The sequence below is a fragment of the Pseudomonas sp. HAR-UPW-AIA-41 genome (assembly GCF_002304225.1).
In the GTDB taxonomy this organism is placed as follows: Bacteria; Pseudomonadota; Gammaproteobacteria; order Pseudomonadales; family Pseudomonadaceae; genus Aquipseudomonas.
Map to the genome: position 1 here is coordinate 90,587 of NZ_NSLB01000004.1, position 22,867 is coordinate 113,453.

Annotated in this window: 17 protein-coding genes; 16 read left to right on the forward strand and 1 reads right to left on the reverse strand. The window is 63.2% G+C overall.

Annotated features, from left to right (window positions below; translation table 11 throughout):
- The first annotated feature begins 76 nt into the window (after nt 1-76).
- The 16 genes from CK486_RS09675 (at nt 77) to CK486_RS09750 (ending at nt 21,473) form a co-directional block, all read left to right on the forward strand.
- Complete coding sequence (locus CK486_RS09675; RefSeq protein ID WP_095940344.1) at nt 77-253, forward strand: hypothetical protein; 177 nt, start codon at nt 77-79, stop codon at nt 251-253.
- Entirely contained in the window at nt 237-3,191 is a 2,955-nt protein-coding gene (locus CK486_RS09680) for a sensor histidine kinase (protein WP_095940095.1), read from the forward strand. The genes CK486_RS09675 and CK486_RS09680 overlap by 17 nt, the downstream gene beginning before the upstream one ends.
- Nucleotides 3,192-3,269: 78 nt before the next feature.
- A complete protein-coding gene (locus tag CK486_RS09685; protein WP_095940096.1) occupies nt 3,270-4,676 on the forward strand; it encodes a sigma-54 dependent transcriptional regulator in 1,407 nt (468 codons plus the stop codon).
- Between the two features lie 666 nt (nt 4,677-5,342).
- On the forward strand, nt 5,343-6,749 hold the full coding sequence (locus CK486_RS09690) for a polynucleotide adenylyltransferase PcnB (protein ID WP_095940097.1): 1,407 nt from the start codon (nt 5,343-5,345) through the stop codon (nt 6,747-6,749).
- Nucleotide 6,750: 1 nt separating this feature from the next.
- A complete protein-coding gene (gene folK, locus CK486_RS09695) occupies nt 6,751-7,260 on the forward strand; it encodes a 2-amino-4-hydroxy-6-hydroxymethyldihydropteridine diphosphokinase (RefSeq protein WP_095940098.1) in 510 nt (169 codons plus the stop codon).
- 161 nt (nt 7,261-7,421) lie between these two features.
- Complete coding sequence (gene panB / locus CK486_RS09700) at nt 7,422-8,222, forward strand: 3-methyl-2-oxobutanoate hydroxymethyltransferase (RefSeq protein ID WP_095940099.1); 801 nt, start codon at nt 7,422-7,424, stop codon at nt 8,220-8,222.
- Nucleotides 8,219-9,073, forward strand: coding sequence for a pantoate--beta-alanine ligase (panC, locus tag CK486_RS09705; protein ID WP_095940100.1), 855 nt, complete (start codon nt 8,219-8,221; stop codon nt 9,071-9,073). Before panB ends, panC begins: the two co-directional genes overlap by 4 nt.
- A gap of 113 nt (nt 9,074-9,186) precedes the next feature.
- A complete protein-coding gene (gene pgi / locus CK486_RS09710; protein ID WP_095940101.1) occupies nt 9,187-10,851 on the forward strand; it encodes a glucose-6-phosphate isomerase in 1,665 nt (554 codons plus the stop codon).
- Nucleotides 10,852-11,024: 173 nt separating this feature from the next.
- The gene (gene acs, locus CK486_RS09715) at nt 11,025-12,962 is read left to right on the forward strand and encodes an acetate--CoA ligase (protein WP_095940102.1); all 1,938 of its coding nucleotides are present in this window, start codon (nt 11,025-11,027) and stop codon (nt 12,960-12,962) included.
- A gap of 4 nt (nt 12,963-12,966) precedes the next feature.
- The gene (locus tag CK486_RS09720; protein ID WP_095940103.1) at nt 12,967-13,845 is read left to right on the forward strand and encodes an oxygenase MpaB family protein; all 879 of its coding nucleotides are present in this window, start codon (nt 12,967-12,969) and stop codon (nt 13,843-13,845) included.
- An 89-nt stretch (nt 13,846-13,934) separates the two neighbouring features.
- Nucleotides 13,935-15,113 (forward strand): acetyl-CoA C-acetyltransferase, encoded by a 1,179-nt coding sequence (locus CK486_RS09725; RefSeq protein WP_095940104.1) that lies wholly within the window; start codon nt 13,935-13,937, stop codon nt 15,111-15,113.
- 214 nt (nt 15,114-15,327) lie between these two features.
- The gene (locus tag CK486_RS09730) at nt 15,328-16,344 is read left to right on the forward strand and encodes a class I SAM-dependent rRNA methyltransferase (RefSeq protein WP_095940105.1); all 1,017 of its coding nucleotides are present in this window, start codon (nt 15,328-15,330) and stop codon (nt 16,342-16,344) included.
- Nucleotides 16,345-16,414: 70 nt separating this feature from the next.
- Nucleotides 16,415-19,393 (forward strand): DUF748 domain-containing protein, encoded by a 2,979-nt coding sequence (locus CK486_RS09735; RefSeq protein ID WP_095940106.1) that lies wholly within the window; start codon nt 16,415-16,417, stop codon nt 19,391-19,393.
- 62 nt (nt 19,394-19,455) lie between these two features.
- Nucleotides 19,456-19,683 (forward strand): DUF2845 domain-containing protein, encoded by a 228-nt coding sequence (locus tag CK486_RS09740; protein ID WP_095940345.1) that lies wholly within the window; start codon nt 19,456-19,458, stop codon nt 19,681-19,683.
- Nucleotides 19,684-19,691: 8 nt separating this feature from the next.
- Nucleotides 19,692-19,994 carry a DUF2845 domain-containing protein gene (locus CK486_RS09745; RefSeq protein WP_095940107.1) on the forward strand — a complete coding sequence of 101 codons (303 nt, stop codon included), beginning with the start codon at nt 19,692-19,694 and terminating at the stop codon, nt 19,992-19,994.
- Nucleotides 19,995-20,018: 24 nt separating this feature from the next.
- On the forward strand, nt 20,019-21,473 hold the full coding sequence (locus CK486_RS09750) for a rhomboid family intramembrane serine protease (protein WP_095940108.1): 1,455 nt from the start codon (nt 20,019-20,021) through the stop codon (nt 21,471-21,473).
- On the opposite strand, the gene CK486_RS09755 is transcribed toward CK486_RS09750, so the two are convergent.
- The gene (locus CK486_RS09755; RefSeq protein WP_371915493.1) at nt 21,474-22,811 is read right to left on the reverse strand and encodes a hypothetical protein; all 1,338 of its coding nucleotides are present in this window, start codon (nt 22,809-22,811) and stop codon (nt 21,474-21,476) included.
- Nucleotides 22,812-22,867: the final 56 nt, after the last annotated feature.

Below are 22,867 nucleotides of genomic sequence, written 5' to 3' on the forward strand. Positions count from 1 at the left end.
CCCACGGCGGCTCACGATGCTTTCAGCCGCCGGTCGGCTCCGCTACCATCGCGGCACGCCCGTCAAGAGTTCCGGCATGTACATCTACCGTCTGGTCCTGCTCCTGGTAGTAGGGATCTACCTGTTCTCCCCCGCCATCATGGATTGGTGGATCGAGCCCTCCGGCGCCTGGTACCGCCCGTACCTGCTGTGGCTGATCCTGATCGTGGCAACCTTCATCCTGCAGAGCCAACACGATGCTGACGAGCTTTAGCCTTAGCCAGCTGCTGGCCATCAGCACGCTGTACCTGCTGGCCCTGTTCGGCGTCGCCTGGATCAGTGAGCGCGGCTGGATTCCCCGGCGCGTCATGCGCCACCCGCTGACCTACACCCTGTCACTGGGCGTGTATGCCAGTGCCTGGGCCTTCTACGGCACCGTGGGCATGGCCTACCAGTACGGCTATGGCTTTCTCGCCAGCTACCTGGGGGTATCCGGAGCCTTCCTGCTGGCGCCGGTGCTGCTCTATCCGATTCTGCGCATCACCCACACCTACCAGCTGTCATCGCTGGCCGACCTGTTCGCGTTCCGCTTCCGCAGCACCGCCGCCGGTACCCTGACCACGGTATTCATGCTGCTCGGCCTGCTGCCGCTGCTGGCACTGCAGATCCAGTCGGTCGCCGACTCGATCAGTATCCTCACCCACGAACCCCTGCAGGAACGCGTGGCCCTGGCCTTCTGCGGCCTGATTACCCTGTTCACCATGCTGTTTGGCGCCCGCCATGTGGCCACCCGCGAGAAACATGAAGGCTTGGTGTTTGCCATCGCGTTCGAGTCGGTGGTCAAGCTGGTGGCCCTTGGCGGCATCGGCCTGTACGCCCTGTATGGCGTGTTCGACGGCCCGCAGGATCTGCAGCAGTGGCTGTTGCAGAACCAGTCGGCGCTGACCGCCCTGCACACGCCACTGCAGGAAGGTCCGTGGCGTACCCTGCTGCTGGTGTTCTTCGCCTCGGCCATCGTCATGCCGCACATGTACCACATGGCCTTCACCGAGAACCTCAACCCACGAGCCATGGTCACGGCCAGCTGGGGCCTGCCACTCTTGCTGCTGCTGTTCAGTCTGGCAGTCCCGCTGATCCTCTGGTCGTGCCTCAAGCTCGGCGCCACCACCAGCCCGGAATACTTCACCCTCGGCCTGGGCATCGCCGTGGAAAGCGAGACCCTGGCCCTGCTCGCCTATGTCGGCGGCCTGTCGGCGGCCAGCGGTCTGATCATCGTGCTGACCCTGGCGCTGTCAGGCATGGTCCTCAATCACATCGTGCTGCCGCTGTACCAGCCGCCTGCCGAGGGCAACATCTACCGCTGGCTGAAATGGACACGCCGCGGCCTGATCTGCGCCATCATCGTCGCCGGCTATGGTTTCTATCGCCTGCTCAAGGCCGAACAGGACCTCTCCAACCTGGGCATCGTCGCCTTCGTCGCCACCCTGCAGTTCCTTCCGGCCACCCTCTCGGTACTCTACTGGCCGAACGCCAATCGGCGCGGTTTCATCGCCGGCATGCTGGCCGGCATGCTGGTGTGGGCAGTCAGCCTGCTGCTACCACTGCTGGGTAATGTGCAAACGCTCTATGTGCCGCTGTTCAGCACCGTGTACGTGCTGGATGACACCAGCTGGCACCTCGCGGCCATCGCCTCGCTGGCCGCCAACGTGCTGGTGTTTACCCTGGTGTCGCTGTTCACCGAGGCCAGCGCCGATGAAGTCAGCGCCGCTGAAGCCTGCGCCGTGGACAATGTGCACCGCCCGCAGCGCCGCGAACTGCTGGCCGTCTCGCCACAGGAATTTGCCGCACAACTGGCCAAGCCTCTCGGCCCCATGACCGCACAGAAGGAAGTCGAGCGGGCCCTGCGCGATCTGCACCTGCCCTTCGATGAGCGCCGCCCCTATGCCCTGCGCCGTCTGCGCGACCGCCTGGAGGCCAACCTGTCCGGCCTGATGGGCCCCAGCGTGGCGCAGGATCTGGTGGAAAACTTCCTGCCCTACAAGTCCGGCAGCAAGGCCTACGTCAGCGAAGACATCCACTTCATCGAGACGCGCCTGGAGGACTACCACTCGCGCCTGACCGGCCTGGCCGCCGAACTGGACACCCTGCGCCGCTACCACCGCCAGACCCTGCAGGAACTGCCGATGGGCGTGTGCTCGCTGGCCACCGACCGGGAAATCGTGATGTGGAACCACGCCATGGAGGATCTCACCGAGATTCCCGCGCAGCAGGTCATCGGTTCCCGACTCGATGCCCTGCCCAGCCCCTGGCGTGAGCTATTGGTGTGCTTCGTCGACTTGAATATTGAGCACTTGCACAAGCAGCGCCTGAACCTCGACGGCCAGGCGCGCTGGCTCAATCTGCATAAAGCCGCCATTGAAGAGCCATTGGCACCTGGCAGCAATGGCTTGGTACTACTAATCGAAGACGTGACCGAGACCCAGTTGCTGGAAGACAAGCTGGTGCACTCCGAACGCCTGGCCAGCATCGGCCGGCTGGCCGCCGGGGTCGCCCACGAGATCGGCAACCCCATCACCGGCATCGCCTGCCTGGCGCAGAACCTCAAGGAGGAACGCGAGGGCGACGGCGAGCTCGAGGAAATCAGTCTGCAGATTCTCGAACAGACCAGGCGCGTCTCACGCATCGTGCAGTCACTGATGAGTTTCGCCCACGCCGGCACCCGCACCCATGACGCCGAACCTGTTTGCCTGGCCGAAGTCGCGCGCGAGGCCATCGGCCTGCTGTCGCTGAACAAGCGCAGCAACGACGTGCAGTTCTTCAACCTCTGTCATCCCGATCACTGGGTCAACGGTGACCCGCAGCGCCTGGCTCAGGTGCTGATCAACCTGCTGTCCAACGCACGCGACGCCTCACCGGATGGCGGCATCATCCGGGTCTCCAGCGAGCAGCAGGGTGACAGTATCGAGCTGACCGTCGAGGATGAGGGCAGCGGTATTCCCCAGTCGATCATGGATCGGCTGTTCGAACCCTTCTTCACCACCAAGGACCCGGGCAAAGGTACGGGCCTCGGCCTGGCACTGGTCTATTCGATCGTGGAAGAGCATTATGGGCAGATATCCATCGATAGCCCGGCCTTCCCTGACCGTCAGTGCGGAACCCGCATTCGTGTCACCCTGCCCCGGCATGTCGAGGCGACGTCCGATGAACCCTGAGCAATCGCGCGCTCCCGGCCGGCCTGAAGCCGACTGTGTTGCAGCACCGATCCCGCGACCGTCGAGAGAATTGTATTGATGCCGAACATCCTGATCGTCGAAGACGAAACCATCATCCGCTCCGCGCTGCGACGCCTGCTGGAGCGCAACCAGTACCAGGTCAGCGAAGCTGGCTCGGTGCAGGAAGCTCAGGAACGCCACAACATCCCCGGTTTCGACCTGATCGTCAGTGACCTGCGCCTGCCCGGCGCTCCCGGCACCGAGCTGATCAAGCTTGCCGAAGGCATCCCGGTGCTGATCATGACCAGCTATGCCAGCCTGCGTTCGGCGGTGGACTCGATGAAGCTTGGCGCGGTGGACTACATCGCCAAGCCCTTCGACCATGACGAGATGCTCCAGGCCGTGGCCCGCATCCTCAAGGATCGCGAGAATGCCCGTAACCGCCCGGCAGAAAGCCCGCGCAGCAGTGCGCCTCGCGGTCAGGATAAAGCCGCCGCGGCCAGCGAAGGCGACATGAACATCATCGGCAACTGCATGCCGATGCAGGACCTCTTCAGCAAAATCCGCAAAGTGGCACCCACCGATTCCACCGTACTGATTCAGGGTGAATCAGGCACCGGCAAGGAGCTGGTAGCCCGCGCCCTACACAACCTCTCGCGCCGGGCCAAAGCACCGATGATCTCGGTGAACTGCGCCGCCATCCCGGAAAGCCTGATCGAGTCCGAGCTTTTTGGTCATGAAAAAGGCGCCTTTACCGGCGCCAGCGCCGGTCGCGCCGGTCTGGTGGAAGCCGCCGATGGCGGCACCCTGTTTCTCGACGAGATCGGTGAACTGCCACTGGAAGCCCAGGCCCGCCTGCTGCGCGTGCTGCAAGAAGGCGAGATTCGCCGGGTCGGCTCGGTACAGTCACAGAAGGTCGACGTACGCCTGATCGCCGCCACCCACCGCGACCTCAAATCACTGGCCAAGACCGGCCAGTTCCGCGAAGACCTCTACTACCGCCTGAATGTCATCGCCCTGCGCCTGCCTGCTCTGCGCGAACGTGGCGATGATGTTCTGGAAATCGCACGCTCCTTTCTGGAGCGCCAGTGCACGCAGATGGCGCGCGAAGGCCTGCATTTCAGCTTCGAGGCCGAACAGGCGATTGCCCAGTACAGCTGGCCTGGCAACGTACGCGAACTGGAAAACGCCATCGAGCGCGCGGTGATCCTCTGCGAGGGCGGCGAGATCAGCGCCGAGCTGCTGGGCATCGATATCGAGCTGGCGGAGCTGGACGACGATTTCGATAACAGCAGCAGCGGTTCTGGCCTGGAGCCTACCGAAGACCTGTCACTGGAAGACTACTTCCAGCATTTCGTCCTTGAGCACCAGGACCACATGACCGAAACCGAACTGGCACGCAAACTCGGCATCAGCCGCAAGTGCCTGTGGGAACGACGCCAGCGCCTAGGCATCCCACGGCGCAAATCCAGCGCCTCATCCTGACCCAGACTGCCGGCCCCGAGCCGGCAGTTTGCTGTTACCCCCTCAATATCTCGTAACAAGTCCGGGGAAAGCGGTAACGAGAATGCCCCCACCAGCACCACACTGGCGCCACACAAAACCATCAAACCATTGTTTTTAAAGGATTTTCAAAAGTTGGCACGCCATCTGCTTTCTATTTGGCACAACAACAATAAAAAGCTCCAACCAAAAACAATAAGAACAAGACGTTACGACTCCCGCACAACAAAAACAAAAATGTGGAGGCGCAGTTAACTGATTGTTTTGGAGAGGAAGCGCCGCCGGGTAAAACCGCAGCCAGACCGAGAATAATAAAACTGCCCCGAGGCAGCAGCCGCTCTGACTGGATCATGGATTGATCATGGCAACATCAGCTTCCAAAGCAATCCGTTGGCTACTGACTCCCTGCTTGGGAGTAGCTGACAAGGCCCCTGGCCTGCCTTACGGGTCAAACAATTCCAACAACAAGCCCGTAATAATAATAAAAACAAAGCACGCACCAACTTGGGGGGGAACTTCGGTTCCCCCAGTAGCTTTGCCCCTTCTCCCCCCGCTGCATTCACCAGCCTTCGTGCCAGTGCTAGAATCCGCGCCTATTGCCCGGGCCTCTATCCTGCCGGCCCCGAAATCCATTCGACAGAACACCCCATGCTGAAGAAGCTGATCCAGTCGCTACGACGCAAGCGCCCCAACGCCACTCCGCGCAGCACACCCACCGTGCTCAATGCCCGCCAGCATAATCTGGCCCGCGACCGCATCAGCCGCAACGCCGTGAATGTGGTCGAGCGATTGCAGAAAGCCGGCTACCAGGCCTACACCGTGGGAGGCTGCGTCCGCGACCTGATGCTGGACTTCGACCCGAAGGATTTTGACGTCGCGACCAGCGCCACCCCCGAACAGGTCCGAGCCGAGTTCCGCAACGCACGCATCATTGGCCGGCGTTTCAAACTGGTTCATGTGCATTTCGGCCGCGAGATCATCGAAGTCGCGACCTTCCGTGCCAACCATCCGGAAATCGATGACGAAGACAACCCGCAGCAATCCTCCCGCCACGAAAGCGGGCGCATCCTGCGCGACAACGTCTACGGCAGCCTGGAGGACGACGCCCAACGCCGCGACTTCACCATCAATGCCCTGTATTACGACCCGGTGACCGAGCGCGTACTCGACTACGCCCATGGCGTGCCTGACATCCGCAACCGGCAGATACGCTTGATCGGCGACCCGACCCAGCGCTACCAGGAAGACCCGGTGCGTATGCTGCGTGCGGTGCGCTTTGCCGCCAAGCTCGACTTCGACATCGAACGCCACACCGCCGCGCCAATCCAGCGCCTGGCCCCACTGCTGCGCGACATTCCCTCGGCGCGCCTGTTCGACGAAGTGCTCAAGCTGTTCCTCTCCGGCTACGCCGAACACACCTTCGAACTGCTGCTGCAATATGATCTGTTCGCCCCGCTGTTCCCCGCCGCAGGGGCTGCCCTGCGTCAGCAGCCGGACTATGCCGGCAAGCTGATTCGCCAGGCCCTGATCAATACCGACGACCGCATCGAACAGGGCAAGCCGGTTACCCCCGCCTTCCTCTTCGCCGCGCTTCTCTGGCCTGCGCTGCCAGCCCGCGTGCTGCGCCTGCAGGAACAGGGCATGCCGCCGATCCCGGCCATGCAGGAAGCGGCACACAGCCTGATCGCCGAGCAGTGCCAGCGCACTGCTATCCCCAAGCGATTCACCATTCCGATCCGCGAAATCTGGGACATGCAGGAGCGCCTGCCGCGCCGCCAAGGCAAGCGGGCCGACCTGCTGCTGGAAAATCCGCGCTTCCGCGCCGGTTATGACTTCCTTCTGCTGCGTGAAAGCGCAGGCGAGCAAACGGACGGTCTGGGCGACTGGTGGACTGACTATCAGGAAGTCTCCGACAGCGAACGCCGGCAGATGATCCGCGACCTCAGCAGCAAAGAGCGGGAAGACAGCAATGGCGCGCCACGCAAGCGCCGTCGCGGCGGTAATCGCCGGCGTCGCGGCCCGCGCAGTGACGGCAACGCACCCAGCGGCGAATAAGATGGAGCGCGTGTATATCGGCCTCGGCAGCAATCTCGCCGAGCCTCAGGAGCAACTGCGCGCCGCCCTGCAGGCCCTGCAGGGGCTGCCTGACAGCCAGCTCAGCAGATGCTCTTCGCTGTATGCCAGCGACCCGCTCGGCCCACCCGACCAGCCGCGCTACGTCAATGCCGTGGCCGCTCTCGACACCCGCCTCGAACCGCACGAGCTGCTTGATCATCTGCAGCACATCGAGCTCGAGCAGGGGCGCCAGCGCAAGGCCGAACGCTGGGGGCCGCGCACGCTCGATCTGGACATTCTGCTGTTTGGCCAACGCCTGCTGAACGACGAGCGCCTGACCGTGCCACACTACCATATGCATGCCCGCGCCTTCGTTCTGTATCCGCTGGCCGAGCTGGCCCCCGACCTGCAGCTACCCGATGGCCGCACGCTGGCCACACTGCTGAGCGCCTGCCCCTTCACTGGCCTTGAGCGTATTGCCGAGGCGCCTCTGCTGGCGGTAACGACGTAACACGCAGGTAACACCTGCAATTGACTTCCCCGCCCCCCATCAGGACTATAGGCGTCCCGTTGCCTAGCGCCCTGTTTCGAGAGGCGCCAATCCAGGCCTGCCGACGCTGACATTGCCCCGCGCAGTCGCCGTACGCCGGCAGCTTGAATGAGGACATGCCCATGCCTGATGTAACCCTGACCACCCTGCAAGAGCTGAAGCAGCGCGGCGAGAAGATCGCCATGCTCACGGCCTATGATGCCACCTTCGCCCAGGCGGCCTGCCAGGCTGGCGTCGATGTGCTGCTGGTCGGCGATTCCCTTGGCATGGTTTTGCAAGGTCAGGACAGCACTCTGCCGGTCAGCGTCGCCGACATGGCCTATCACACTGCTGCCGTTAAACGTGGTAACCGAGGCGCACTGATCCTCGCCGACCTGCCGTTCATGAGCTACGCGACGCTGGAACAGACCTTTGCCAACTGCGCCGCGCTGATGCAGGCCGGCGCACACATGGTCAAGCTTGAAGGCGCGGCCTGGTTGGCCGAGCCTATCCGCCTGCTGGCCGAGCGCGGCATTCCGGTCTGCGCGCACCTGGGGCTGACCCCGCAGGCGGTCAACATCCTCGGCGGCTACAAGGTTCAGGGGCGCCAGGAGGCCCAGGCCCGTCAATTGCGTGCCGACGCCATGGCACTGGAGCAAGCGGGTGCCGCCATGCTCCTGCTCGAATGCGTGCCCAGCGCACTCGCCGCGGAAATCAGCCAGTCGGTGAAAATTCCGGTGATCGGCATTGGCGCCGGCGTCGATACCGATGGCCAGGTTCTGGTGTTGCACGACATGCTGGGCCTGGCCCTGTCAGGGCGCACACCGAAGTTCGTGAAAAACTTCATGGACGGTCAACCTTCCATCCAGGCAGCACTGGCCGCCTACGTGAGCGCCGTGAAGGAACGCAGTTTCCCCGCTCCCGAGCACGGATTCTCCGCATGAACACCGTCAAGACCGTACGCGAACTGCGTGCCGCCATTGCCCGCGCGCGCGCTGAAGGCAAGCGCATCGGCTTCGTACCAACCATGGGCAACCTGCACAGCGGCCACGTCGCGCTGGTGGAGAAAGCCAGCCAGCGAGCCGACTTCGTGGTGGCCAGCATCTTCGTCAATCCGCTGCAGTTCGGCCCCAACGAGGACCTCGCCAAATACCCGCGCACCCTCGCCGCCGATCAGGAGAAACTGGTCAGCGCCGGCTGCCATCTGCTGTTCGCCCCGACGCCCGAGGAGATGTATCCCCAGGGCATGGACAACCAGACCCGCATCAGCGTGCCGGTAGTATCCGAAGGTCTCTGCGGCGGAAGTCGCCCGGGGCATTTCGAGGGCGTCGCCACCGTGGTGGCCAAGCTGTTCAACATGGTTCAGCCGGATCTGGCGATCTTCGGTGAAAAGGATTTCCAGCAACTGGCGGTGATCCGCAAGCTGGTACGCGATCTCAACCTGCCGGTACAGATTTTCGGTGAGCCCACGGTGCGCGCCGACGACGGCCTGGCCCTGTCCTCGCGCAACGGTTACCTGAGTGCCGAGCAGCGCCAGGTAGCGCCTCAGCTGTTCGCCACCCTAAAGGACATGGCCGACAGCATCTGTGGCGGCCGCGACGATTTCTCACGCCTGACTCTGGATGGTCTCAAGCACCTGGAGAAGGCCGGTTTCCGCCCCGATTACCTGGAAATCCGCGAAGCGGGCAGCCTGCGCCCGGCCCAGGCCGGCGACAGGGAACTGGTGATTCTGGTGGCGGCCTACCTGGGCACCACCCGGCTGATAGACAATCTGGCGTTCACCAGCCACCCCTGAACCTGACTCGAAGAGCGCCAGCCATTGGCTTGCGCCACATAACCGCTAGAATCAAGCCCGGTCTTACCGGGCTTTTTCATAACAATGCCAGCCACTCTTGCCGCAAGGTTTATATGGATCATCACCTGACGCCCCTCGATGTCACCCAACTGGCCAACTGGAAGGCTCTCACCGAACACCGGGATGCGATGAGCACGTTCAGCATGCGCGCGGCCTTCGCCGGCGACAGCCAGCGTTTTCAGCGTTTCAGTCTGTATGCCTGCGGCCTGATGCTGGACTACTCGAAAAACCTGATCACCGAGCAGACCCTCGAGCTGCTGGTGAAACTGGCCGAAGAGGCGCAACTGGGCGATGCCATCAGCGCCATGTTCAACGGTCAGGTGATCAACGCCTCGGAGCAGCGCCCCGTGCTACATACAGCGCTGCGTCGCCCCGTGGGCGACAAGGTGTTCGTCGGCGGCAAGAACATCATGACCGACGTACATCAGGTGCTGCAGCAAATGACCGATCTGGTCACCCGCCTGCACAACGGGCTTTGGCGCGGCTACAGCGAGAAGGTCATCACCGATGTGGTCAATATCGGCATCGGCGGCTCCTTCCTCGGCCCGCAACTGGTTTCCGAGGCCCTGCTTCCTTTCGCTCAGAAGGGACTGCGCTGCCACTACCTAGCGAACGTGGACGGCAGCGAGTTCCGCGAACTGGTCAGCAAGCTGTCGGCGGAAACCACTCTGTTCATCGTTTCCAGCAAGTCGTTCAGCACCCTGGAAACCCTGAAGAATGCCCAGGCGGCAAGAGCCTGGTACCTGGCTCAGGGCGGCAGCGAGGCCGAACTGCACCGCCACTTCATCGCCGTATCGAGCAATGTCGCCGCAGCCAAGGCCTTCGGCATCCGCGAGGAAAACGTGCTGCCGATGTGGGACTGGGTGGGTGGGCGCTACTCGCTGTGGTCGGCCATCGGTCTGCCGATCGCCATGTCCATCGGCATTTCCAACTTCAAGGAAATGCTCTCCGGCGCCTATGCCATGGACCAGCATTTCCAGAGCTCCCCCTTCGACCGCAACATCCCGGTGCTGCTGGCCCTGCTCGGCGTCTGGTACGGTGATTTCTGGGGCGCACGCAGCCAGGCGATCCTGCCGTACGACTACTACCTGCGCAACATCACCGACCACCTGCAACAACTGGACATGGAGTCCAACGGTAAGACTGTGCGCCAGGATGGCTCGCCGATCACCGCCGGCACCGGCCCTGTGATCTGGGGTGGCGTCGGCTGCAACGGCCAGCATGCCTATCACCAGTTGCTGCATCAGGGCAGCCAGCTGATTCCGGCCGACTTCATCGTGCCGGTATCCAGCTATAACCCGGTCGCCGACCACCACCAGTGGCTGTATGCCAACTGCCTGTCGCAGAGCCAGGCGCTGATGCAGGGCAAGAGCCGTGAGGAAGCCGAGGCCGAACTGCGCAGCAAGGGCCTGCCGGAAAGCGAAGTGCAGCGCCTGGCGCCGCACAAGGTGATCCCCGGCAACCGGCCGAGCAACACCCTGGTGCTGGAACGCATCAGCCCGCGCCGCCTCGGCGCGTTGATCGCCATGTACGAGCACAAGGTCTATGTACAGAGCGTGCTCTGGGGGATCAATGCCTTTGACCAGTGGGGTGTGGAGCTTGGCAAGGAGCTAGGCAAGAACGTCTATTCGCGCCTCACCGGCAGCGACGACAGCCAGGCCGATGACGGCTCGACCCAGGGCCTGATCGAGTTTTTCCGCGGTCGCCACCGCGGCTAAGCAAAGCCACCCGCCGCAGTCAAAGCCGATCGCGCCGTATAGACCGGTCGGCTTTTTTGTCGCCATCGGCTGACCAATATGCCAGCCATATACTGCGCACCAACTATTGAACCAAGCAGTTGCTTGGTTCACCCTAGCGTCCATAGCGAAATCACAACAATAAGGACCTCGCCATGTACGCCATCACCCAGCATCCGGTCAGCGATGCCGTGCGCGCCCGCGCGCACCTGGACAACGACGCCTACCTGCGCCTGTATCGCCAGTCGATCGAACAGCCCGAAGCCTTCTGGAACGAACAGGCGCGGACCTTCCTCGACTGGTTCAAGCCCTGGGATCAGCTGCATCACAGCGATCTCGCCAAAGGCGAGGCGCAGTGGTTCAAGGGCGGTCTGCTCAACGTCGCGCACAATTGCATCGACCGCCACCTGGCTGAGCGGGGTGAGCAGATTGCGCTGATCTGGGAAGGTGATAACCCCAGCGAATCGGCGCACATCACCTACAACCGCCTGCACGACAAAGTCAGCCGGCTGGCCAATGTCCTGAAAAGCCGCGGCGTACAGAAAGGTGACCGGGTGTGCATCTACATGCCGATGATCCCCGAAGCCGCCTACGCCATGCTCGCCTGTGCGCGCATCGGCGCAGTGCATTCGGTGGTGTTCGGCGGTTTCTCTCCGGATGCCCTGCGTGACCGTATCCTCGACGCCGACTGCCGCACGGTGATCACGGCCGATGAAGGCGTGCGCGGCGGCAAGTACATCCCGCTGAAGAAGAATGTCGACAAGGCACTGGAAAGCTGCCCGGAGGTCTCCACCGTGGTTGTCGTGGAGCGTACCCAGGGCGAGGTGAACTGGGTTGAGGGCCGCGACCTCTGGTACCACCAGGCCATGCAGACGGTCAGCCGTGACTGCCCGGCCGAGCCGATGGATGCCGAAGACCCGCTGTTTATCCTCTATACCTCCGGAAGCACCGGCAAACCCAAGGGTGTACTACACACCACCGGCGGTTACCTGCTCGGCGCCGCCATGACCCACAAATACGTGTTCGACTACCACGAGGGCGACATCTACTGGTGCACCGCCGACGTCGGCTGGGTCACCGGGCACAGCTACATCGTTTACGGCCCGCTGGCCAACGGCGCCACCAGCCTGATCTTCGAGGGCGTGCCGAACTACCCGGATGCCTCGCGCTTCTGGCAGGTGATCGACAAGCACCAGGTCAACATCTTCTACACCGCCCCCACTGCCCTGCGCGCCCTGATGCGCGAAGGCGAGGAGCCGGTGCGCAAGACCAACCGCTCCAGCCTGCGCCTGCTCGGCTCGGTGGGCGAACCGATCAACCCGGAGGCCTGGGAGTGGTACTACCACGTGGTCGGAGATACCCGCTGCCCCATCGTCGACACCTGGTGGCAGACCGAAACAGGCTCGATCATGATCACCCCGCTGCCTGGCGCCACCAACCTCAAACCCGGCTCGGCCACCCGCCCCTTCTTCGGCGTACAGCCGGTGCTGCTGGACGACAAGGGGCATGAAATCGACGGACCGGGCAGTGGCGTACTGGCGATCAAGTCAAGCTGGCCAAGCCAGATCCGCAGTGTCTTTGGCGATCACCAGCGGATGATCGACACCTACTTCAAGCCCTATCCCGGCTACTACTTCACCGGCGACGGCGCGCGCCGCGACGAGGACGGCTACTACTGGATCACCGGCCGGGTCGACGACGTGATCAACGTCTCCGGCCACCGCATCGGCACCGCCGAAGTGGAAAGCGCGCTGGTCCTGCATGACGCCATCGCCGAAGCCGCAGTAGTGGGCTACCCTCACGATATCAAGGGCCAGGCCATCTACGCCTTCGTCACCCCCGTACTGGGCGTGGAGCTGTGCGAGCGCCTCAAGGCCGAGCTGCTCGCGCTGGTCAGCAAGGAGATCGGCAGCTTCGCCAAGCCTGAGCTGATGCAGTGGGCACCGGGGCTGCCGAAAACCCGCTCGGGCAAGATCATGCGCCGCATTCTGCGCAAGATTGCCTGCAACGAGCTGGACAACCTCGGCGACACCTCGACCCTGGCAGACCCCAGTGTGGTCGAAAGCCTGATTGAACAGCGCCTAAACCGCTAACACCGTGGAAGCACTGCGACGGCGCATCGAAGCCCAGGTTCTCAGTCTGAGCGGCCTGGCTCTGGGGCAAATCGACTACGAGCACCCCATAGGCGATAAGGGCTTTTTCGGCCCCGACTCCATGCCCTGGGAGGTGCACCGCGATTTCACCTGCATGTTGGTCGGCGGAGTGGCTGCACTGCTCTTGCAGATGCTCCACCCGCTTGCGCTAGCAGGAGTCTGGGACCACTCGAATTTTCGTCAGGATATGCTGGGGCGCCTCCGTCGGACGGGCCAGTTCGTCGCAGGAACCACCTTCGGCCCCAGCGCCTCTGTGGACTGGCTGCTAAAACGGGTTCGGCAAATCCATCAGGGCGTCAACGGCATCACAACTGATGGTCAACCTTACGCGGCCAGTGATCCAGCACTGCTGACTTGGGTACACGTCGCCGAAGTTTCCTGCTTTCTTGCTAGCTACAGGCGTTACTGCAACCCCCATCTGAGTGTCGCCGAACAAGATCGCTACTACGCGGAAATGGCTCGGGTTGCCGAAGGGTTAGGCGCCACCAACGTTCCCACTTCGTGCCTGGCAGTAGCGGACTATCTGACGGCCATGCGTCCGCAACTGCGTTGTGATGAGCGCACCGTGGAAGTCTGGCAGTTGCTGCGCGACGCACCTGCTCCCAGCCGTATCAGCGTACCGATCGCCCATCTGTTTCGCTTGGCCGGCATCGACCTTCTGCCTGACTGGGCTCGCACACAACTCCATTTGCAACTAGGTGCCTGGCAGCGCTCCTTGATCCGCAGCGGTGTGCACACCCTGGCTCCGCTATTGCGCTGGGCCGTACGCGACGGAGCCGCTCAGCGCGCCCGGCGCAGGATGGGACTGCCAACACGCGACTGAGCCGCTGGCTGCTGCCTGCCCGGTATGCGACCATTGCCGCTTTCCCGGTCAGTCCCTGACCGTCGTTATCCGTTGTGAGGACAAGCTCCATGCGTGAAGTCGTTATCGTCGCCGCCACCCGCACCGCCATCGGCAGCTTCCAAGGCTCTCTGGCCAACGTCCCGGCCACCGAGCTGGGCGCCGCTGTCATCAAGCAGCTGCTGGCTCAAACCGGCCTCGACGGCGCGCAGGTTGATGAAGTGCTGCTCGGCCAGGTTCTTACCGCAGGTGCCGGCCAGAACCCGGCACGCCAGAGCGTGATCAAGGCCGGCCTGCCGCACACGGTCCCGGCCATGACCATCAACAAGGTCTGCGGCTCGGGCCTCAAGGCCCTGCACCTGGCCACCCAGGCCATCCGCTGCGGCGATGCCGAGGTGGTCATCGCCGGCGGTCAGGAAAACATGAGCCAGTCGCCCTATGTCATGCCCGCGGCCCGCACCGGCCAGCGCATGGGCCACGGCAAGCTGGTCGACACCATGATCCAGGACGGCCTGTGGGACGCCTTCAACGACTACCACATGGGCATCACCGCCGAGAACCTGGTGGAAAAGTACGGCATCAGCCGCGAGGAGCAGGACGCCTTCGCCGCCGCTTCCCAGGCCAAGGCCGCCGCCGCTATCGAGGCCGGGCGTTTCACTGACGAGATCACCCCGATCCTGATTCCTTCGCGCAAGGGCGAGCCGGTCAGCTTCGCCACCGACGAACAGCCGCGCGCCGGCACCACCGCCGAGTCGCTGGCCAAGCTCAAGCCGGCGTTCAAGAAAGACGGCAGCGTCACCGCCGGCAACGCCTCCACCCTCAACGACGGCGCCGCTGCCGTGCTGCTGATGAGTGCCGACAAGGCCAAGGAGCTCGGACTGCCGGTACTGGCGCGCATCGCCGGTTACGCCAATGCCGGTGTAGACCCGGCCATCATGGGCATCGGCCCGGTCTGCGCCACCCAGCGCGCGCTGGCCAAGGCCGGCTGGCAGCTGGCCGACCTGGACCTGATCGAAGCCAACGAAGCCTTTGCCGCACAGGCCCTGGCCGTCGGCAAGGAACTGGGCTGGGATGCCAGCAAGGTCAACGTCAACGGCGGTGCCATTGCCCTCGGCCACCCGATCGGCGCCTCCGGCTGCCGCGTGCTGGTGACCCTGCTACACGAGATGATCAAGCGCGACGCCAAGAAAGGCCTGGCCACCCTGTGCATCGGTGGCGGGCAAGGCGTGGCCCTGGCCATCGAACGCTGATAGCAGGTCAATCGCTGCTGCGCTTGATCAGGCGTTGTTGAAAGCAGGCTCGGGCTGCTCATTTACACACAAGTAAACTCCGCGCCCTCGCCAGCTTTCGCCTAGCCTGACCTACGCTCGCGACGCGATTGCTCCTGCTATTCCAATTAGCGCCGGCCTAGTGCCGGCGTTTTTCTTGGTAAACTGCGCGCCTTCCCTTTGCGAGACGCCGCGCATGTCCTCTCTCGACCAGGCGCTGCGCGCCGCCTTCGCCGCCCGCGAAACCCTGCTGGCGGAACTGCACAACCAGGGCACCGACTGCTACCGCCTGTTCCATGGCAGCCAGGAGGGCATACCCGGCCTGACAGCCGACCGCTACGGTCCGCAACTGATGGTGCAGAGCTTCCACCAGCCCATCGAGCGCGATGCTCTCCTGCAACTGCACGCCACCGTCAACCAGGCTCTGGGACTGGAACTACAGCTGGTCTACAACGACCGCTCCGGCAGCAATTCGCGGATCGACCGCAGCGACCCGGTGTATCAGATCGAACCCGCCGCCCTGGAAGATCAGATCGGCCACGAGTGGGGCCTCAACTACCGGGTACGCGCGCGCCACCCGGGACAGGACCCGCTGCTGTTTCTAGACCTGCGCAATACCCGCGGCTGGATCAAGGCTCACAGCGCAGGCAAATCGGTACTCAATCTGTTCGCCTACACCTGCGGCGTCGGCCTGTGTGCCGCAGCCGGTGGCGCCCGCGAAGTGGTCAACCTCGACTTTGCCGAGGGCAATCTGGCGGTGGGTAAGGAAAACGGCGCACTGAATCCACAACTGCCAGCCATGCAGTTCATCCAGTCCGACTATTTCCCGGCCATCCGCCAGCTCGCCGGACTGCCGGTCAGTACGCGGCGCGGGCAGAAGCTGCCGCACTATCCACGCCTGGAACAGCGCCAGTTCGATCTGGTTCTGCTCGACCCGCCCGCCTGGGCCAAGAGCGCCTTTGGCACGGTGGATCTGCTGCGTGATTACCAGAGCCTGCTCAAGCCGGCCCTGCTGGCAACTGCCGAGGGCGGCACGCTGGTGTGCTGTAACAACCTGGCCAAGGTCGAGCTGGAAGACTGGCGGAACCAAGTGCTGCGCTGTGCGGAAAAACTCGGCAGACCGGTTCGGGATTGCCAGGTGATCCGCCCGGCCGACGACTTCCCCTCGCGCGATGGCAAGCCGCCACTGAAGACACTGCGCCTGCAACTCTAAGCCAGCTAGACCACTTCACGCTCGGGCAGCCATACTCAAGGCATCATGTGTCGGGAAAGTGCACACAGCCATGTCCAAAGGATTGCAACGCGGCCTCACCACACTCGCCGTCGCCGCCGGCGCCTACAGCCTGCTGGGCTTCCTCATTCTGCCCGGCGTCGCACAGCGCGTCGTCAACCAGCAGTTGGCTCAGTATGCCGCCGTGCCGGCCAGCCTGCAGCGCATCGAGCTCAATCCCTTCACCCTCAGGCTTGATCTCTGGGGCCTGCAACTGGGTGACGACACGCAGCGTCAGGTCGGTTTCGAGCACCTGGGCATCGACCTGCAATGGAACAGTCTGTGGAGCGGCGCGCTGCACCTGGCCAGCGTCGAACTGAACAAACCGCACACCGAGCTGCTGTTCGCCAAGGACGGCACGCTCAACCTGACCCAACTGTTCAAACTGCCCGCCAGCCAAGGCAAGACCGAAGAGCCGGCGGCCGAACCCTTCCCGCTGCGTCTGGACCACTTTGCCCTCAACGGTGGCAGCCTGCACTTCAAGGATGAGCGCCCGACTGAAGCCATCGAATTCACCTACGACAGCCTCGACCTGAGCCTGCACAAGCTCAGCACCCTGCCGGATGACAATGCCGATCTGACGCTCATGGCCACCGGTCCCAACGGCGGCAAGCTGGAATGGCAGGGCGAGTTCAGCCTCAGCCCTCTGGCCTCCACGGGCAGCCTGAAGCTCAGCGATGCCAAGCTCAAAGCCTTCTGGCCCTATGTGCGTGATGCCGTGCCACTGGACCTGCAGGAAGGCACCCTGAGCGCCAGCACCAACTACCAGTTCAGCCTGCTGCAGGGTACCGCCCTGAAGCTTGAGCAACTCGCCGTCAGCCTTGCCCCCTTTGCCATCCAGAGCCCAGAACAGAAACCGCTGCTGAAGCTCGAGCGACTGGACATCAGCAACAGCTCGCTCGATCTGGCGCAAAAGCAAGTGATCATCGGCCAGATTCGCAGCCAGAACCTGGAAGCCTGGGCGGCCCGCGAGAAGGATGGCCAACTCGACTGGCAGAAACTGCTGGCTACCCCGGCCAAACCGGCAGCCAGCGAAGAGCCGAGCGCCAGCCCGGCTGAACCGGCTATAACAGCAACAACTGCATTAGCCACAACCACCCCGACACCAGCGGCCGGCGAAACCAAGGCGAACGACCAGGCCACAGCGGCGCCGGCAGAGCCTGGCACAGACAAACCCTGGCAGATCACCCTGGTCGATACCCAGCTACGCGGCTACCGCGCGCATCTCGAAGACCGCGTACCCGAACGGGCGGTGAAACTGGATGTCGGCCCTCTGGATCTCGACCTGCAGAACTTCGTCAGCAGCGGTGATCAGCCCTTCCAGCTGAAACTCGACAGTGGCCTGGGCAAGCAAGGCAAGCTCAGCGCGGCCGGCCAGGTCCTGCTGCAACCGCTCGGTGCCCAGCTGCAGGTCACCACGAAGGATATCGACCTGCGTCTGGCGCAGGCTTATCTTCAGCCGTTCGTGCGCCTGGAGCTACGCAGCGGCCTGCTGGGCAGCGATCTCAAGGTCGATCTGAAGAGTGCTGCGCCACTGGTCTTCAGCGTTGCCGGCAGTGCCGAAGTGCATCAGCTGCATACACTCGACACCCTGAAGAACCGCGACTTTCTCAAGTGGCAGCGGCTTCAGCTTGATGGTTTGCAGTATGTCCATGGCGATCAGCTGCGTATCGAAAAGATCCGTCTGCAGCAGCCTTACGCCCGCTTCATCATCAACGAAGACCTGACCACCAACGTCAACGAGCTGCTGATCCCGCAACCCGCCAGCCCTGCCCCCAGTGCCCCAGGCAAACCGCTGGGCATTCATATCGGTGGCATCGCGATTGCCGACGGCTCAGCCAACTTTGCCGACTTCAGCCTCAGCCCCAACTTTGCCACCGCCATTCAGCGCCTCGAGGGCCACATCGGCACCATCGACAGTCGCTCGCCCAAGGCGGCAGCTGTCGATATCAAAGGCCGTGTCGATCGCTATGCGCCGGTCAGCATCAAGGGCGCGCTGAACCCCTTCGCCCCGCTGGACAAACTGGATATCGCCACCAGCTTCCAACACGTTGAACTGACCACCCTGACCCCCTACTCCGGCAAGTTCGCCGGTTACCGGATCAAGAAGGGCCGCCTCAACCTCGACCTGCACTACCGCATAGAGAAAGGCCAGCTGAATGCCGACAACAAACTGGTGCTGGAACAGCTGCAACTGGGTGAGCAGGTGGACAGCAAGGATGCCGTGGATCTGCCCATCCGCCTGGCCGTCGCGCTGCTCAAGGACAGCGAAGGCAAGATCAGCATCGAGCTGCCGGTATCGGGCGATCTGAACAATCCTGAATTCAGTGTCATGCCCATCGTCTGGCAGACACTGCGCAATCTGGTGGTGCGGGCCGTACAGGCGCCGTTCAACTTCATTGCCGGGCTGGTCGGCGGCGAGCAGGCCGACCTCAGTCAGGTCAGTTTTGCCCCCGGCAGCGACAGTCTGGACAAACAGGCCACGGGCACCCTGGAGACCCTGGCCAAGGCCCTGCAGGAACGCCCCGCCCTGCGCCTGGACGTGGAAGGCGTCAGCGCCAAGGCCAATGATGGCCCCCTGCTGGCGAGCCAGCGCCTGCAGGAGGAGTACCAGAGCAACTACTACCGCATGCTGCAACGCAGCGGTGACAAGGTCCCGGCCAGCCCCAGCGAGCTTGAAGTACCGGACGGCATCAAACCCAGCCTGCTCGAAGGCATCTATCGCGCCCGCCTGAAACAACAGCCTCCGACCGAATGGAAAGAGCTGGGTGATGCGGAGCGCAGTGCCCGCCTGGAGCAGGCGGTGCTCGCCAACTGGCAGGGCAGCGAGCTGCTGCTGCGTCAGCTGGCTCAGGATCGCGCCCGCAGCATCAAGGATTTCCTGGTCAGTCAGGGCCTGGCCGACGAACGCATCTTCCTGCTAGATGTCGCCCTCAGCGACACCGCCGAACCCGGGCGCACCGCCAGCGCCCTGCACCTGGACAGCGAATAGTGAACAAACCTCTGTGGTTCCTCCTGCTGGCGACCTGGAGCGCCGCCAGCCAGGCAGAAAGCATGCGCTGTGGCAGCGCGCTGGTCAGCGTGGGCGACCGCGCCTTCGAGGTCGAGCAGCGCTGCGGCCCGCCGAAATACCGCGACGTGCTGGGTTACAGCCTGGGCGAATACGACCGCCGCGAGTTCAGGATTGAGGAGTGGGTGTACGGGCCGAACAACGGCATGCTGTATATCCTCACCTTCGAGGCCAACCGCCTGCGCAGCATCGAAACCAAACGCAACCAGTGAGTTCTGCCATGCCTTGCCGACTGCTGCTCTGCCTGCTCCTGCTGGTAAGCCCCTCACTCTGGGCCAGCTCAACCCTGCGCTGCGGCAGTGGCCTGGTCAGCAGCGGCGACACCACCGGCGAAGTAATCAGCACCTGCGGCGAACCGATCAGCCGCGACTTCCTCGGTTACCGAGTCGTCACCGGCTACTATGGCGAACGCAACGAAGTCGCGGTGGAGGAATGGGTCTACGGCCCACGCAGCGGCATGTATCATTTTCTGCGCTTCAAAGGCGGTCGCCTGACCAGTGTGACCAGCAAGCGCAAGCAGTAAAACCCAAGCACACGGAAGTCCCCCATGCTGATCATTCCGGCGGAACACCCGCTCGACTGGAAACGCCCGCCGGTCATCACCCTGCTGCTGATCCTGCTCAACTGCCTGATCTACTTCGCCTACCAGAGTGGCGATGAGGCGCGACAGGAAGCCGCCATCAAGAGCTACCTCGATGGCGGACTGCTGAATCGGGAGCGCAATCTGATCGTCGAGCGACTGATGCAGGAGCATGAGCTCAAGGAGTACGAACGCGAGCAGGTCCAGGCCATGCCTCGTCAGCAACTGGCGGGCGCCGCGCTCACCGATTTGGAGTTCGAACAGCAGATCCACCAACGCGCCGACTACCAGGCCGATGCCCAATGGCAGGCCAAGCGCCAGGCCGCCGAAGCCGCCCGCGATCAGATCAGTAGTTTCCGCTTCGGCTTCATTCCCGAGCGCTTTACCGTTCAGGGGCTGTTCGGCGCCATGTTCCTGCATGGCAGCTTCGATCACCTGTTCGGCAACATGCTGTTCCTTTTCATCTTCGGCTTTGCTCTGGAGCTGGCACTGGGCAAAGCCACCTACCTGCTGCTGTATCTGGCCAGCGGCCTAGCCTCGCACCTACTGTGGTGGGCCGTAGAGCCAGCCTGGGTGCCAGGCGTAGGCGCCTCGGGTGCGATTGCTGGACTGATGGGCATGTATCTGGGTGTCTACGGCCTGCGCAAGATCAAGTTCTTCTACTGGCTAGGCCCGCTGTTTGGCTACTTCACGGCGCCGGCCCTGTGGGTACTGCCGGTATTTCTCGGCAAGGAGCTTTATGGCGCCCTGCTGGCCGACAATAACGTCAACTACTGGGCGCACTTTGGCGGTATCGCCTTCGGCTTCATCGCCGTCTGGTTGCCACGTCAGTTCAACCGCATCAAGGTCGATGAGGCCTATATCAACAAAGAAGATGCCGATGCGCCGTTCAAGCGCGAGCTGCAGGCGCTGGATCAACTGATCGGTCGCTTCGTTCTCGACCTGGCCGCCACTCGCGGACTGGACCTGTTGCAGCGCTACCCCGAGCGCCTGGAGCTGCTCGACAAGCTCTACCCAGTGGCCAAGACGCGCCAGGACAAGGCGCTGTTCAGCGCATTGCTCAAGCAGCTGTTTACTCTGCCCCCCGGTAGCGGACAACTGGCCCTGCTGCAGAAGCTTGCCAGCGACGCCGGCGAAGGTCAGTCACCGATGCTCAGGCACCCCAGCGTGCTGCTGCACCTGCTGCAGCATCTGCTGCGTGAAGGCGACAGCCGCCATGCTCTGCATCCCTGGCGCCTGCTCGCTGCACAGACACCCGTGCCCGCTCAACTGGCCACACTGAGCCTGCAACTGAGCAAACTGCTTGGCCAGCGCGGTGATCGCCACAGCCTGGCCGATGTCGCACGCCTGCTCCGCGAACAGTTTCCCGAGGCCGAGCAAACCCGCCAGGTGAACCTGTTGCAGGCTCACCTGGCGCGCTGATCAGTTGGCAGCCAGACGGCTGATCACTGCTTCCAGCGCGTCCACTTCATCCAGCAAGGGTGAGCCGGGGTAGCGACTGCGGATAAAACCCAGCAGTTTCTGCGCCGGCTCCAGCTGCCCCAGCCCCTCGGCAAAGCCACGTGCCGCCAGCAGGTATGCCCGTGGCACATGCGGGTAGTCGGGGAAGCGCTGGTGGAAGTTGCGCAGCAGGCTCAGCCCTTCGCGGGTCTTGTGCCGTGCCAGCAGCGCTTCAGCCACCTTTTCGCAGACCAGTGCATCCTCGGGCAGATAGTCACCCTGCAATTGCCGCGCATTGAGCATGGCCGTGGCTGCTTGCGCGGGGTTCTGCCGGGCAGCCAGCGGCAGGTAATGCGCCAGGTGGCGCAGGCAGCGCTCACGGGACTGCATGGCGAACAGCAACTGGTGATAACGCTCATTCAGACGCAGATCGTTGGCATCGCGATCCAGCGCCTTGCCGAGGACTTCCAGCGCCTGGCCAGCCTGACCTTCCTTCAGACGAATTTCCGCTTCGGCCAGTGCGCGGCGCTTGCGGTATTCCGATTCGGGAAAACCGGCATGCTCATCCTCTGCCGCCGCAGCAAAACCCAAGGCGCCCTGATACTGGAACACCGCATAGCCAAGCATGGCACTCATCACCACCAAGCTGTAGACAAACAGGAAGGTCGCCACCGGCATCAGCACAACCCGCGGCAGGCCATGGGCGAGCAGATATACCACCGAGTCCGGCAGGCTCCATAGCATGAAGCAGAACACCCAGAGAATCAGGTAGCGCCAGCCCATGGCCTTGATCACCGCACCAATCGCATCCGGATTCAGGGCTGCCAACAGACTCTTGTCCAGCACCAGGCGGATGATGATGGCCGGCAACACCAGTTGAATCAGCAGCGCAGTGATCATGAAGATCGCCTCGCTGTGAAAGTCCGCCGCCAGCCACATCAGCCCGGCACTCAACAGCACCAGCCCCAGCAACTGGAAGAACAGACTGAAACGTCCCGAGCCAAAGGCTGCGCTGAGGCTGGGGGCCTCAGCCAGTGCCAGGCTGGCATGCTCGATAACCGCCTCCAGGTATTTGCTGGTCAGGCTGATCAACACCACCAGCAGCGCCATCGTGGCCATAAAGCCAGAGGGCATGAACAGGCTGACCAGCGCCACCAACGCCGCCAGCTGCAGCGGAGCGGCCTGCAGGCCATAGAGGAAGAAACGCGGGATACGCTCCCAGAAGGGCTGCGCGCGATTGGCTGCGCCCAGGTAGGTCAACGCCCCTCCACACAAAGGGCAACGCGGCAGCTCGTCGGGCGCATCGGCGTTGCGCGGCATGCAGCAGTCGCCAAAATGCCGCGTGCAAGGGGCACAGTGCCAGGTAGCCGGCTGTG